This window comes from Kluyvera sp., from assembly GCF_965301105.1.
This window is the reverse complement of sequence record NZ_CBDKZX010000092.1, coordinates 1-13,981: the sequence shown is the minus strand read 5'-3', so window position 1 is coordinate 13,981 and position 13,981 is coordinate 1. Positions and strand designations below refer to the sequence as shown.

Genomic DNA, 13,981 nt, shown 5'->3' with positions numbered 1-13,981 from the left:
AGCAGATCAAACTGGGATTCAGGGTGGTCGGACAGTAGCTCAACCAGCGGATCGCTGAAGCTCTGCCATAGGCTGCTCTGAACAAAAGTCCCGCCGCCCTGGCGACGAAGCAGGAGCCCTTTGGCTTCAAGGCGTTGAATCGCCTCACGCAGCGAAGGGCGAGAAACGTCGAACTGTTTAGCCAGTTCGCGTTCAGGTGGAAGTTTTTCGCCGGGGCGTAACGTCCCCTCAAGAATCAAAAACTCCAACTGCTGCTCAATCACATCGGATAATTTTGGTTGGCGGATTTTGCTGTAGGCCATTGTTCCCTGTCTCTGCCATTAGCCCGGAGTCAATTGGTCTTACCAATTTCAAGTTCGTAGCGCTAAAGTAACAAAGTATTCACCTTATGTCCATACAGGTTTTGATTGAAATCAGTAAACCCGGCACTTTTTAACAACATTACAGAAATGATGTTTCAGAAATGTAACTTTGCACAAAAAATGACTTTACCTATAAAGAAGTACAATTAACTAAAACCAAACAATATTAAGCAAACTGAACCGTTTCAATTCCGCCATAAATGAATTTTTATTCAATTTTATGATTATTAATTCAATATCATCGCGATAGCGCCATTTCAGCGCGGCGTGACCGTTGTTGTCTTTTTATCCAATCTGTCATCACCCCTTCATAAAGCAGGTGCATTCCTTCGCGCTTACCACTATTCTGCTCATGACGAAAGAGCCTTACCTCTTTTTAAGAAAAGCTTTTCGTAAACATAACAATACAGAAAACGGAATTTCTTAAGTACATACGCACAACAGCGTCACAATAATAACCACACACGAGGTTTCACAATGGAAGGTCAACAGCAAGGCGCGCAGCTTAAGCGCGGCCTGAAGAACCGCCATATCCAGCTGATTGCTCTGGGCGGCGCTATCGGCACCGGCCTGTTTCTTGGCAGCGCCTCCGTCATTCAATCCGCCGGTCCCGGTATTATTCTCGGCTACGCAATCGCCGGTTTTATTGCCTTTATGATCATGCGCCAGCTCGGTGAAATGGTGGTTGAAGAGCCTGTAGCCGGCTCATTCAGCCACTTTGCCTACAAGTACTGGGGTAACTTCGCGGGCTTTGCTTCTGGCTGGAACTACTGGGTGCTGTACGTCCTGGTTGCCATGGCGGAACTCACCGCAGTGGGTAAATACATCCAGTTCTGGTATCCCGAGATCCCTACCTGGGCTTCCGCGGCAGCCTTCTTTGTGATTATCAACGCCATCAACCTGACCAACGTTAAAGTGTTCGGTGAGATGGAGTTCTGGTTTGCCATCATCAAAGTTATCGCGGTTATCGCGATGATCCTGTTCGGCGCATGGCTGCTGTTCAGCGGCAGCGCAGGCCCGCAGGCCACCGTGCGCAACCTGTGGGAACAAGGCGGCTTCCTGCCGCATGGCTGGACGGGGCTGGTGATGATGATGGCGATCATCATGTTCTCCTTCGGCGGCCTGGAGCTGGTTGGGATTACCGCGGCGGAAGCGGATAACCCGGAGCAGAGCATTCCAAAAGCCACCAACCAGGTTATCTACCGTATCCTGATTTTCTATGTGGGCTCGCTGGCGGTACTGCTCTCGCTGATGCCGTGGACCCGCGTCACCGCGGATGTCAGCCCGTTCGTGCTTATCTTCCATGAACTGGGCGACTCGTTCGTAGCGAATGCCCTGAATATCGTGGTCCTGACCGCCGCGCTCTCCGTGTACAACAGCTGCGTCTACTGCAACAGCCGTATGCTTTTCGGCTTGGCGCAGCAGGGCAATGCCCCGAAAGCGCTGCTGAACGTCGACAAACGCGGCGTGCCTGTGAGCTCTATTTTGGTTTCCGCCGTTGTGACTGCGCTGTGCGTGCTGATCAACTACCTGGCCCCAGAGTCCGCATTCGGACTGCTGATGGCGCTGGTGGTTTCTGCACTGGTCATTAACTGGGCGATGATTAGCCTGGCGCACATCAAGTTCCGCAAAGCCAAACAGCAACAGGGTGTCACCACACGCTTCCCGGCGCTGTTCTACCCGCTGGGGAACTGGATCTGCCTGGTCTTCATGGCTGCCGTGCTGGTGATTATGGTGATGACTCCGGGCATGGCCATCTCCGTATGGCTGATTCCGGTATGGATCGCCATTCTGGGCATCGGATTTATGTTTAAGCAGAAGAGCGCCAAAACCGTAAAAGCGCACTAATCTGACAGGCCCTCTCCTCCCGGAGGGGGCTTTTTCCCTGATGTTACCTGCCTCACAGTTTCATTTTCGCAGCAGCTTTATCCATATCAACAACGTTATCCTGCTACGCATTTCACCCTTTAACTGGCAATAATCTTCTCCATATTCCCCAAGAGAGATCTGGCGATGGACGCAAGTAAACTGTCAGTAAAAGAGAAGATTGGTTATGGCATGGGCGATGCAGGATGCAACATCATCTTCGGCGCTATCATGCTGTTCGTTAACTATTTTTACACCGATATTTTTGGACTGGCGCCAGCATTGGTGGGCGTACTGCTGCTCTCAATCCGCGTTATCGACGCTGTTACCGACCCGATTATGGGCGCGCTGGCCGACCGTACCCGCAGTAAGTATGGCCGCTTTCGTCCATGGCTGCTGTGGATAGCCTTCCCCTATGCGCTGTTCAGCGTGCTGATGTTCACCACGCCAGACTGGAGCTATAGCAGCAAAGTTATCTATGCGTTTGTCACCTATTTCCTGTTATCGATCACCTATACCGCCATCAACATTCCTTACTGCTCGCTGGGTAGCGTGATTACCAACGACCCGAAAGAGCGCGTCGCCTGCCAGTCCTATCGCTTTGTACTGGTTGGCATCGCCACCCTGCTGCTGTCGCTGACCCTGCTGCCGATGGCCGACTGGTTTGGCGGCGAAGACAAAGCCAAAGGCTATCAGATGGCGATGACCGTGCTGGCCTTTATCGGCATGTGTATGTTCCTGTTCTGCTTTGCCACCGTACGTGAACGCGTACGCCCGGCGGTACAGACCAACGATGAACTGAAGCAGGATTTAAAAGACGTCTGGAAAAACGATCAGTGGGTACGCATTCTGCTGCTGACGTTGTGCAACGTCTGCCCGGGTTTTATCCGCATGGCCGCCACCATGTACTACGTCACCTGGGTGATGGGCGAAAGCACGCACTTCGCCACTATTTTTATCAGTCTGGGCGTGGTCGGCATGATGATCGGCAGTATGCTGGCCAAAGTGTTGACCGATCGCTGGTGTAAACTGCAGGTCTTCTTCTGGACGAACATTGTACTGGCCGTCTTCTCTATCGCCTTCTATTTCTTCGACCCGCACGCCACCGTGCTGATCGTGGTGCTCTACTTCCTGCTGAACGTGCTGCACCAGATCCCGTCTCCGCTGCACTGGTCGCTGATGGCCGACGTTGATGATTATGGCGAATGGAAAACCGGCAAACGTATCACCGGCATCAGCTTCTCCGGCAACCTGTTCTTCCTGAAGGTGGGGCTTGCGGTTGCCGGTGCCATGGTTGGCTTCCTGCTCTCCTGGTATGGCTACGACGCGGGTGCCAAGGCGCAAAGCGACACCACCCTCAACGGTATTATGCTGCTGTTCACCGTGATTCCTGGCGTGGGCTATCTGATTACCGCTGGCGTGGTCCGTCTGCTGAAAGTTGACCGCAACCTGATGAAACAGATTCAGGAAGATCTCGAAAAACGCCGCAATAACTACCGCGAGCTGAATGAATACCAGCAAGAATTGAAAACGACTGAACACGTAAGGAAAGCCTGATGAAGAACTGGCCTAACCCCTTTATTGAGCAACGCGCCGATCCGTTTATTCTGCGCCATAAGGATACGTACTACTTTATCGCCTCTGTGCCGGAATATGACCGGCTGGAGATCCGCCGCGCCACAGACCTCGATGGCCTGCGCACCGCTGAGCCGGTAGTGGTCTGGCACAAGCCAGACAACGGCCCGATGAGCAACCTTATCTGGGCGCCGGAGCTGCACCACATTGACGGCAAGTGGTATATCTACTTCGCCGCCGCCCACACTCAGGCGTTCGACAGTCTGGGGATGTTCCAGCACCGCATGTTTGCGCTGGAGTGCAGCGACGCCGATCCGCTCAGCGGGAAATGGGTTGAGAAAGGTCAGGTAAAAACGCCGTTCGACACCTTCTGTCTCGACGCCACCACCTTCGAACATCAGGGTAAACGGTGGTATCTGTGGGCGCAAAAGTCTCCGGAGATTGCCGGCAACTCCAACCTGTATCTGGCTGAGCTGGAAAACCCGTGGACCCTGAAAGGTAAGCCCGTCATGCTCAGCAAACCCGAGTTCGACTGGGAATGTCGCGGTTTTCTGGTGAACGAAGGGCCTGCCGTCGTCACTCACGGCAACCGCCTGTTTATCAGCTACTCCGCCAGCGCCACCGACGAAAACTACTGCATGGGCCTGCTGTGGATTGATAAAGATGCCGACATGACCAACGTGGAAAACTGGCATAAGTCACCGGAGCCGGTATTCACCACCAGCTACGAAAATCGTCAGTATGGGCCTGGACACAACAGCTTTACGCAGACGCCTGAAGGTGATGATGTGCTGGTGTATCACGCGAGGAACTACACGGAAATTGAAGGCGACCCGCTGTACGACCCAAATCGCCACACCCGCCTGAAAACAGTCCGCTGGACGGAAGACGGAATGCCAGACTTCGGCATCCCGCCGGCAGATACGCTATAAACGTATTGCCCGGTAACGCGACGTTTACCGGGCAATAACTACACTAACGTTCCATAAATCGTCAGCAGCGCCATTACCACCACTACCGCATACGACGTCTTCTTCGCCATCGACACCGCGGCTTTTGGCGTTTCCACCTTATCCACGTGCGGTTCGCGGGCAAGGGAATACTGCGCCAGCGTTGTCAACACCTGATACTGCGAAGAATGCCGGTCGCCCAACGAAGCAAACCACGCCGGAAGCGCCTTCTCACCGTGGCCAATCAGCGCATATACCACGCCAACCAAACGAACAGGAACCCAATCCACCACATGCAGGATTGCGTCTATCCCTGACAGCAAGCGATGATGCGGCGTCTGATAACGCGCGAGGAAAGACTGCCACGAACGCAAAAACGCATAGCCTATCAACGCCATCGGCCCCCACGAGCCCCCCACCACGAACCAGAACAGCGGGGCCAGGTAGAAACGGTAGTTGATCCACAGCAGCGCATTCTGCAATTCGCGCAGGAACTCGCGCTCATCGCAACCCGGCGGAACGCCATGAATCATTGTCAGCTCGCTGGCCATCGCCTCACGGGCGTGGGCATCATTGCGCGATGCCGCCTTCAGATAGGCGTGATAATGCAGACGAACGCGGCCCGCGCCGATACACAACAGCCCCAGCAGAATCCAGAAAATAAGCTGTGGCACGTTAAACAGCAGCCCATCGAGCACACGCTGAATAATTCCGACCACGGCCATTGCCGCGATGGTCATCAGCAACGTGGCGCCCAGAGAATAGTGCTTCACCCGGCGAAACAGCACTTCCAGACGATGGTCGAGCTGCCAGTGTTCACCGAGTTTAAACAGACGCTCGGCAAGCAGAACCAGAAGTGTGGTAAACAACGTCATGTCATCTCCTTATCTGACGAGGGGGTGACCAGCGCGCGAAAACGCGCCCAGTCAAACGCCGGGCCGGGATCGGTTTTGCGCACAGGCGCGATATCACTGTGGCCAGTCATGTTATCGGCAATGAGGGGATATTCGGCAATGAGCAACTGGGTTAAGGCCGCCAGTTGCGCATACTGCGCATCGGTGTAGGCCAGCGTATCGGTACCTTCGAGCTCAATACCGATAGAGAAATCATTACATCGCTCGCGCCCGTGATAGCTGGAAACGCCGGCATGCCAGGCGCGTTTATCAAAGGGAACGTACTGCACAATCTCACCATCACGACGGATCAAGCAGTGGGCTGACACCCGCAGATGACAAATTTCCGCAAAAAATGGATCGGCGTTGGGGTCGAGCGTGCCAGTAAACAGGGCATCTATCCACGGGCCGCCAAATTGACCGGGCGGCAGGCTAATATTATGCACAACCAGCAGCGAGGGGGCCTCATCCTGTGGGCGAGTATCGTGATGAGGGGACGGCACCTGCCGAACGCCCACCAGCCAGCCCTTATCTAACTGCATTCAGGATCTCCTAAAATATGGTGATACTTGCTGGTTCAGAGTAGCATGTTTCAATCTTTTGCATCGTTACCAATTTGGAGCTTTATTATGCCGCCTCGCCGCTATAACCCAGACCATCGACGTGACGCGCTACTTGAACGTATTAATCTCGATATCCCTAACGCTGTCGCCCAGGCGCTGCGCGAAGATCTGGGCGGAGAAGTGAACGCACAGAACGATATTACCGCACAACTCTTACCGGAAAAAACACAGTCTCATGCCATCGTGATTACGCGTGAAGACGGCGTATTTTGCGGTAAACGCTGGGTTGAAGAGGTCTTTATTCAACTGGCGGGCGATGACGTCACCCTGACCTGGCACGTTGAAGATGGCGATACCGTCATCGCTAATCAACCGCTGTTTGAGATTAACGGCCCGTCCCGCGTTCTGCTCACCGGCGAGCGCACGGCGTTGAACTTCGTGCAAACGCTTTCCGGTGTCGCCAGCGAAGTACGTAAATACGTCAACCTGCTGGAAGGCACGCATACCCAACTGTTGGATACCCGCAAAACGCTGCCAGGCCTGCGCACCGCGCTAAAATACGCCGTGCTGTGCGGCGGCGGCGCCAATCACCGCCTGGGGTTATCCGACGCCTTCCTGATCAAAGAAAACCACATTATTGCCTCCGGCTCCGTGCGTCAGGCAGTAGAGAAAGCGTTCTGGCTGCATCCGGACGTGCCGGTTGAAGTCGAAGTGGAAACCCTGCAAGAGCTGCGTGAAGCGCTGAAGGCCGGTGCCGACATCATCATGCTTGATAACTTTGATACCGAGCAGATGCGTGAAGCGGTAAACATTACCCAAGGCCAGGCTCAGTTGGAGGTCTCGGGCAACGTGACCTTCGACACCATCCGCGAGTTCGCTGAAACCGGCGTCGACTTCATCTCCGTCGGCGCGCTAACCAAGCATGTGCGAGCGCTCGATCTGTCGATGCGTTTCCGCTAACCCCTGATAATGCCCTCCACCGCGAGGGCATTTTCCCGATCGTCGTTCCACTTCCCCCTGCACATCTGCAACCCCAGTAAAAACGCTGGGAGGCGGCTTCCTGAACACCGCTTCGCCCCTCGCTGACCGCGTTAACCTCTGCCAGAGTAGCGCCAGTTTCAGCAAGGAGCAGAACATGAACAAACAACAAGGTTTTACTCTCATCGAACTGATGGTCGTTATCGGCATCATTGCCATTCTTAGCGCCATTGGTATCCCGGCATACCAGAATTACCTACGCAAAGCAGCGCTAACCGATATGCTGCAAACCTTTGTTCCCTACCGCACCGCGATCGAACTGTGCGCACTCGACCGCGGCGGGCTGGATAACTGCGATGCAGGCAGCAATGGCATCCCCTCACCGACCACCACGCGTTATGTTTCAGCCATGAGCGTCGCGCAAGGCACGGTTATCCTGACCGGCCAGGAGAGCCTCAACGGCCTGACCGTTACCCTCGTCCCCAGCTGGGACAACGCCAACGGCATCACCGGCTGGCAGCGCACCTGTGATATCCAGAACGATGGCGCACTCCAGCAGGCCTGTGAAGACGTTTTCCGCTTTGATGTTCAGTAAGCGAAGGGGCAATGATGAAACAGGAACAATTGTTAACGTTGTGCCAACGTCACCATGCGGTACTGCTCAGCAACGCGGCCGATGAGCTGAGTATCGCGGTCGTGGGTACGCCGCCAGGCGAGCTGATGGATTCGCTCCGCTTTGCCACCCAAAAGCGCATCGATATTGAATGCTGGACGCAGGAGAGGATGGACAAATATCTGCAGCAGTCGACGCCTTTAACCAATGCCAGGCCGCATGATGAAAGTGATAACGCGGTTGACCTGCTCAACCATCTGCTCAAACAAGCGCTGGTTCAACGCGCGTCCGATATCCATTTTGAGCCGACCGAACATGCGCTTCGCGTACGGCTTCGTGTCGATGGCGTGCTGCATCCTCTCGCCCCCATTGCTCTGCCGTTAATGGCACCGCTGATTGCCCGGCTTAAGGTGCTCGGCGGCCTCGATATCGCCGAGCGGCGCTTACCTCAGGACGGGCAGTTCACAATAGATATTGCCGATAAGCCGCTCTCATTCAGGCTCTCGACGCTTCCCTGCCGCTACGGCGAGAAAGCCGTGCTGCGTCTGCTGCATAAGGTGGAACAAGCGCTTGATCTTCAGCGTTTGGGGCTATCAGACAATGAGTTAATGCAGCTTCAGTCTGCGTTAAATCAACCGCAAGGGCTGATTCTGGTCACCGGGCCGACGGGCAGTGGAAAAACGGTGACGCTCTACAGCGCGCTGCAAAGCCGCAACCGGAGTAACGTCAATATCTGCAGTGTGGAAGACCCCATTGAGATCCCTCTTGATGGTCTGAATCAGACACAGATTAGCCCACGCGCCGGATTGACCTTCCAGAACGTACTGCGCGCCTTGCTGCGTCAGGACCCCGATATCGTGATGGTCGGTGAAATCCGCGACGGCGAGACGGCGGAGATCGCCATCAAAGCCGCGCAGACCGGTCATCTGGTGCTCTCGACGCTGCATACCAACTCCACCGTCGAAACGCTGGTACGCCTCGAGCAAATGGGCGTGGCGCGCTGGATGGTGTCATCCGCACTCTTAATGGTCGTCGCACAGAGACTGGTTCGGCGACTCTGCCCACACTGCCGCCAGACATCGCCCGGTGAACAGCCGCTCCCACGATCGCTATGGCCACGCCCGCTGCCGCACTGGACGGCGCCAGGCTGCCCGCACTGTTACCATGGTTATCAGGGCCGTCTCGCGCTGTTTGAACTGCTGCCGCTCACGCCCACACTACGACAGGGGATCGTTAATGGACACAGTCCGGCGGAACTGATGCTACATGCTCGGGAAGCGGGTATGAAAACGCTGTTTGAAAATGGCTGCCGGGCCGTCGAGCAAGGGCTAACCACGCAGGAAGAATTACTGCGCGTGCTAGGGCTCCCACAGGATGCGTGAACAGCTTTGGTACTGGCGTGGGCTTGACCCCAACGGCATCGAGCATCGCGGTACGCTCTGGGCCAACCATCGGCCTGGCGCGCTGATGGCGCTCACGCAACAGAACATTATCGCCCTCTCGTTGAAGCGCCGTGCGATAAACTCGTCACTCTGGCGGGCACAGCACAGCTGTGCGGTGATCAGCCAGTTGGCAACCCTGTTGCAGGCTGGGCTCACGTTATCAGACAGCCTGGCGCTCCTCAGCCAGCAACATCCTGCACCGCAATGGCGTGCCCTTCTCGACTCGTTGGCTAGCCGTCTGGCGCAAGGTGTCACGTTATCGGAAGGATTGAAGTCATGGCCGCAGGCTTTTCCCCCACTCTATCTGGCGATGATTCGCACCGGTGAAATCACCGGTAAGCTGGAACAATGCTGTCTGGCACTCTCTCAGCAACAGAAAGCGCAATTGTTACTGACGGCAAAGGTGAAAAAAGCGCTGCGCTATCCGCTGATTATTCTGTCGCTGGCCGTACTAGTGGTGGTGGCGATGGTCAGTTTTGTCCTGCCGGAATTCACCGCCATCTATCGCACCTTCAACACGCCGTTGCCCGCGTTGACACAGGCCGTCATGGCAAGCGCCGCCTTTATTGAGCGGTGGTACCTTCCTCTTTTGGTTTTTCTGCTGTTGCCTGGGATGCTAAGCACCGCGTTAAAAAACCACCCGCCATGGCAGCGTATTCGTCAGCGGATATTGCTCGCGCTGCCGATCATGGGCAAGCTCAGGCGTGGCCAGATGCTCAGCCAGATTTTTACCGTCCTTTCGCTGACGCAGCGCGCAGGCATCGCCTTTTTGCAGGGGCTGGAGACCGTTGAGGAAACGCTTAGTTGCCCGTGGTGGCGTGAGGTTATCACCCGGCTACATCACGACGTGGCGCAGGGTTGCACGATCTGGCAGGCCATGGAAAACAGTGGCGTGTTTACACCTTTATGCTTACAGCTGGTAAGGACCGGAGAAGCGTCCGGGGCGCTGGATGAAATGCTGGATAACCTGGCCCGGCATCACAATGAGAGCACTCAGAATCTGGCAGAAAACCTGACGTCGATGCTGGAACCGTTGCTGCTTATCGTCACGGGGTTAATTATCGGAACGCTGGTCGTCGCGATGTATCTGCCCATTTTTCATCTGGGAGATGCCATCAGCGGAGCGGGATAACGCTGGCGCATACGGCGCCAGCGTTAAAGGGGTTACAGGCTGTTGAACACGCGGTTCTCTTGTTCCTGTACCCGGATAAAGGTGGTGCGTTTAGTCAGCTCTTTCAGGCGAGAGGCGCCAACGTAGGTACAGGCTGAACGCAGGCCGCCAAGGATATCACGCGCGGTGTTATCGACCGGGCCACGCAGCGGCAGCTTCACGGTTTTGCCTTCTGCCGCACGGTACTGAGCAACGCCGCCCACGTGGCGCTTCATCGCAGACTCAGAGCTCATGCCGTAGAACAGCATAAATTTCTCGCCATTCTCTTCGACAATCACGCCGCCGCTTTCATCGTGACCAGCCAGCATGCCGCCCAACATCACGAAGTCGGCGCCGCCGCCAAAAGCTTTGGCTACGTCGCCCGGCATGGTGCAGCCGCCATCGCTGACGATCTGGCCGCCAAGTCCATGCGCCGCATCAGCACATTCAATCACTGCGGACAGTTGCGGATAACCGACGCCAGTTTTCACGCGGGTTGTGCAGACGGAACCCGGACCGATACCCACTTTCACAATGTCTGCGCCAGACAGAATCAGCTCTTCACACATCTCGCCGGTCACCACGTTGCCTGCGCAGATAGTTTTCGTCGGCCATGCTTCACGCGCTTTCGCTACAAACTGTACAAAGTGCTCAGAGTAACCATTAGCCACATCAATACAGACAAAGTTCAGCGCTGAGTTCAGCTTGAGGATCTGCTGCGTTTTTTCGAAGTCGGCGTCGGAGGTCCCGGTAGAGACCATCACGTGCTTGAGCACGTCTTCAGACTCGGCCTGCACAAAGGCTTTCCACTCTTCAACGGAGTAGTGCTTATGTACGGCGGTCAGGATATCGAAAGAGGCAAGCGCTTTTGCCATCCCGAAAGTCCCCACGGAGTCCATATTCGCAGCAATAATCGGTACGCCTGACCAGCGTTGGCCTGAATGTTTAAAGGTGAATTCGCGTTCCAGTTCAACATCGGAACGGCTTTTAAGAGTAGAGCGTTTAGGGCGGATAAGAACGTCTTTGAAACCTAACTTCAGATCTTCTTCGATACGCATGTGCGAATTCCTGGGGTTAATGGCAATTAAATTGAGAGCACAACTCCAGTAATGCAATCATACGCACTAATCAGGTCTTCGCAAGACTGCGATTTTCACTTTTTTTAAGCTACAATCCCATAAATTTACCTGGCGAATAGTACCGTGCATCTTTGATTCGCACACTTCGGGCGCCAGTTTTTTAACCAAATGATTTTCATACTAAAATTCCAGGGCTAAGCGGTATGACTTACACAGTGGCGTTAACGGGCGGCATCGGCAGCGGCAAAAGCACGGTCGCAGATGCGTTTTCTTGCCTGGGAATTAACGTGATTGATGCCGATATTCTTGCCCGTCAGGTTGTCGAACCCGGCACGCCGGCGCTAGCAGCCATTACCGAACATTTCGGCCACCACATTCTGACCCCGGAAGGGGCGCTAAACCGCCGGGAGCTACGCGAACGTATTTTCGCCAACCCGGAGGAAAAAGCCTGGCTCAACGCCCTCCTGCATCCTTTGATTCAGCAGGAAACACAGCGTCAGCTTCGTCAGGCCACCTCGCCTTACGTGCTTTGGGTCGTTCCTCTTCTGGTGGAAAACAAACTCTACGAGCGGGCCGATCGCGTACTAGTCGTTGACGTATCACGCGAGACCCAGCTTCTTCGTACCATGCAGCGCGACAACGTGTCGCGAGAGCATGCGGAAAATATTCTTGCAGCCCAGGCCACGCGCGAAGCGCGTCTGGCCGTGGCTGACGACGTTATTAATAACAACGGCACACCAGATGCCATTGCATCGGATGTTGCTCGCCTTCACGCGCACTATCTTGAGCTCGCGGCACAGGCTGTATCACAGGAAAAATCGTAATGCACACCCACATCCTTTTTGAGCATCCTCTAAACGAAAAAATGCGTACCTGGCTGCGTATTGAATTTCTGACTGAGCAATTGAATGCCAATTTACCCATCAGAGATCACGCCAGCGCGCTGCACTTTTTTCGCAACGTCGGGGATTTACTGGATGTGTTCGAACGCGGCGATATCCGCACAGAACTGCTCAAAGAGCTGGAACGCCAACAGCGTAAACTGAACGCCTGGAGCGAAGTCCCGGGTGTTGATCTCAGCCGTATCGACGCCCTGCGTCAGCAATTGAAAAATAGCAGCAGCATCCTGATGGCGGCACCGCGTATCGGGCAGTTCCTCCGTGAAGATCGCCTGATTGCGCTGGTGCGTCAGCGTCTGAGTATTCCGGGAGGTTGCTGCAGCTTCGACCTGCCGACGCTGCATATCTGGCTACACGCTAAACAGCATCAGCGCGATGCGCTGGTGGAAACCTGGCTGGCAAGCCTGGAGCCGCTCAATCAGGCGTTGACGTTAATTCTCGATCTGGTACGCAATTCAGCGCAGTTCCGCAAGCAAACCAGCCTGAACGGTTTTTACCAGGACAACGGTGAAGATGCCGACCTGCTGCGTCTGAAGCTTGAACTGACCTCGCAGCTTTACCCGCAGATCTCCGGCCACAAGAGCCGCTTTGCTATCCGCTTTATGCCGCTGGACAGCGAGCACGGCGTGGTACCGGAGCGTCTGGATTTTGAACTGGCGTGCTGCTAAGGAGAGAAGATGTCTGACGTCACCACCGTAAACTGCCCCACCTGCAACAAACCGGTTGTCTGGGGCGAACAAAGCCCCTATCGCCCTTTTTGCTCCAAGCGCTGCCAGCTGATTGACCTTGGCGAATGGGCGGCGGAGGAGAAGCGAATCCCGAGCAGCGGCGATCTCTCCGATAGCGATGACTGGAGCGAAGAGCAGCAGTAAATCCGACGCCGGGAACGGCCCGGCGTCATCACATATCAACCCGCGATCAGCTTTTCAATCACCGGCACGTTCGCTGGCGGGAATTCGTCCGCCACCAAATCCTGTTGCGCAACCCAGCGTCCCGGCTGCCCTTCTTTGCCCCACGGCTCGCCTTCCCAGCTGTCAACCAGCCAGAACCACAGCGTAATGTGTCGATCGGGGAACTGATATTCCAGCTTATCAAACGGCTGCAGCGAGGTGGTCACGATCCCAACCTCTTCCTGCAGTTCACGGATAACCGCTTCCTGCGGTGACTCCCCCGCTTCAATTTTACCGCCCGGAAACTCCCATTTATGCGCCATGTGCGCATCGGCGGCACGCTGGGTGATATAAATTTCGCCTGCGGCATTGCGAATGATGCCGACGGATATTTGCAGTATTTTCATTTTGTCTTATCCATAAAAAAGGCGCAGAACTCTGCGCCTTTTGTTTTCTTATTATGGCCTTAGCTCAGACGACCATGGCACTGTTTGTATTTTTTACCGGAACCGCAAGGGCACGGATCGTTACGACCCACTTTGCGATCGCCGGTTTGTGCGGCCAGATCTTCCGCGACGGCTTCGTCATCGCTCTTATGGCTCAGCTGCTGCATCTGCGCCAGACGCTCGGCTTCTTCACGACGCTGCTGTTCCATGGCTTCAACTTCTTCCGGCATGCGTACCTGCACCTTGCTCAGGGTGCTGATCACTTCATACTTCAG

Annotated in this window: 16 protein-coding genes; 10 read left to right on the top strand and 6 right to left on the bottom strand. The window is 55.2% G+C overall.

Annotation, left to right across the window (positions count from 1 at the left end; all coding sequences use genetic code 11):
- The coding region (locus ACW14G_RS20130) for a GntR family transcriptional regulator (protein WP_455648740.1) at nucleotides 1–302 on the bottom strand (302 nt) is incomplete at its 3' end.
- Between the two features lie 537 nt (nucleotides 303–839).
- On the opposite strand from ACW14G_RS20130, the gene aroP reads away from it, so the two are divergent.
- The 3 genes from aroP to ACW14G_RS20115 all read left to right on the top strand — a co-directional run bounded on the left by aroP (nucleotide 840) and on the right by ACW14G_RS20115 (nucleotide 4,735).
- The gene (gene aroP / locus ACW14G_RS20125) at nucleotides 840–2,210 is read left to right on the top strand and encodes an aromatic amino acid transporter AroP (RefSeq protein WP_167576770.1); all 1,371 of its coding nucleotides are present in this window, start codon (nucleotides 840–842) and stop codon (nucleotides 2,208–2,210) included.
- 165 nt (nucleotides 2,211–2,375) lie between these two features.
- Nucleotides 2,376–3,785, top strand: a complete 1,410-nt coding sequence (locus ACW14G_RS20120) for a glycoside-pentoside-hexuronide (GPH):cation symporter (protein WP_163448043.1) — start codon at nucleotides 2,376–2,378, stop codon at nucleotides 3,783–3,785.
- The gene (locus tag ACW14G_RS20115) at nucleotides 3,785–4,735 is read left to right on the top strand and encodes a glycoside hydrolase family 43 protein (RefSeq protein WP_249022314.1); all 951 of its coding nucleotides are present in this window, start codon (nucleotides 3,785–3,787) and stop codon (nucleotides 4,733–4,735) included. Before ACW14G_RS20120 ends, ACW14G_RS20115 begins: the two co-directional genes overlap by 1 nt.
- Nucleotides 4,736–4,773: 38 nt before the next feature.
- Here the strand turns inward: ACW14G_RS20115 and ampE are convergent, their stop codons facing one another.
- A complete protein-coding gene (gene ampE, locus ACW14G_RS20110) occupies nucleotides 4,774–5,628 on the bottom strand; it encodes a beta-lactamase regulator AmpE (protein ID WP_223803301.1) in 855 nt (284 codons plus the stop codon).
- Complete coding sequence (ampD, locus tag ACW14G_RS20105; protein ID WP_167576778.1) at nucleotides 5,625–6,188, bottom strand: 1,6-anhydro-N-acetylmuramyl-L-alanine amidase AmpD; 564 nt, start codon at nucleotides 6,186–6,188, stop codon at nucleotides 5,625–5,627. Before ampD ends, ampE begins: the two co-directional genes overlap by 4 nt.
- Nucleotides 6,189–6,275: 87 nt before the next feature.
- Between ampD and nadC the strand changes: the two genes are divergently transcribed.
- The 4 genes from nadC to hofC all read left to right on the top strand — a co-directional run bounded on the left by nadC (nucleotide 6,276) and on the right by hofC (nucleotide 10,374).
- Entirely contained in the window at nucleotides 6,276–7,169 is an 894-nt protein-coding gene (nadC, locus tag ACW14G_RS20100; protein ID WP_167576780.1) for a carboxylating nicotinate-nucleotide diphosphorylase, read from the top strand.
- A gap of 175 nt (nucleotides 7,170–7,344) precedes the next feature.
- Nucleotides 7,345–7,782 (top strand): prepilin peptidase-dependent pilin, encoded by a 438-nt coding sequence (ppdD, locus tag ACW14G_RS20095; protein WP_223803303.1) that lies wholly within the window; start codon nucleotides 7,345–7,347, stop codon nucleotides 7,780–7,782.
- A gap of 14 nt (nucleotides 7,783–7,796) precedes the next feature.
- The gene (gspE, locus tag ACW14G_RS20090) at nucleotides 7,797–9,182 is read left to right on the top strand and encodes a type II secretion system protein GspE (RefSeq protein WP_249022315.1); all 1,386 of its coding nucleotides are present in this window, start codon (nucleotides 7,797–7,799) and stop codon (nucleotides 9,180–9,182) included.
- On the top strand, nucleotides 9,175–10,374 hold the full coding sequence (gene hofC / locus ACW14G_RS20085) for a protein transport protein HofC (RefSeq protein ID WP_249022316.1): 1,200 nt from the start codon (nucleotides 9,175–9,177) through the stop codon (nucleotides 10,372–10,374). The genes gspE and hofC overlap by 8 nt, the downstream gene beginning before the upstream one ends.
- 32 nt (nucleotides 10,375–10,406) lie before the next feature.
- Here hofC and ACW14G_RS20080 read toward each other — a convergent pair whose 3' ends face one another.
- On the bottom strand, nucleotides 10,407–11,450 hold the full coding sequence (locus ACW14G_RS20080; protein ID WP_064547460.1) for a GMP reductase: 1,044 nt from the start codon (nucleotides 11,448–11,450) through the stop codon (nucleotides 10,407–10,409).
- A gap of 224 nt (nucleotides 11,451–11,674) precedes the next feature.
- On the opposite strand from ACW14G_RS20080, the gene coaE reads away from it, so the two are divergent.
- Genes coaE through yacG form a run of 3 tightly spaced genes read left to right on the top strand, consistent with a single transcriptional unit; the run spans nucleotide 11,675 to nucleotide 13,242 of the window.
- Nucleotides 11,675–12,295: a dephospho-CoA kinase gene (gene coaE / locus ACW14G_RS20075; RefSeq protein ID WP_163448051.1), complete on the top strand. Its 621-nt coding sequence runs from the start codon at nucleotides 11,675–11,677 to the stop codon at nucleotides 12,293–12,295.
- Nucleotides 12,295–13,038, top strand: coding sequence for a cell division protein ZapD (gene zapD, locus ACW14G_RS20070; protein WP_167576788.1), 744 nt, complete (start codon nucleotides 12,295–12,297; stop codon nucleotides 13,036–13,038). The genes coaE and zapD overlap by 1 nt, the downstream gene beginning before the upstream one ends.
- A gap of 9 nt (nucleotides 13,039–13,047) precedes the next feature.
- Nucleotides 13,048–13,242: a DNA gyrase inhibitor YacG gene (gene yacG, locus ACW14G_RS20065; RefSeq protein WP_163448053.1), complete on the top strand. Its 195-nt coding sequence runs from the start codon at nucleotides 13,048–13,050 to the stop codon at nucleotides 13,240–13,242.
- 35 nt (nucleotides 13,243–13,277) lie between these two features.
- Here the strand turns inward: yacG and mutT are convergent, their stop codons facing one another.
- Together mutT and ACW14G_RS20055 are read right to left on the bottom strand one after the other, a co-directional pair.
- A complete protein-coding gene (gene mutT, locus ACW14G_RS20060) occupies nucleotides 13,278–13,667 on the bottom strand; it encodes an 8-oxo-dGTP diphosphatase MutT (protein WP_064547452.1) in 390 nt (129 codons plus the stop codon).
- Nucleotides 13,668–13,726: 59 nt separating this feature from the next.
- On the bottom strand, nucleotides 13,727–13,981 hold a 255-nt coding region (locus ACW14G_RS20055), incomplete at its 5' end, for an SEC-C metal-binding domain-containing protein (RefSeq protein ID WP_455648739.1).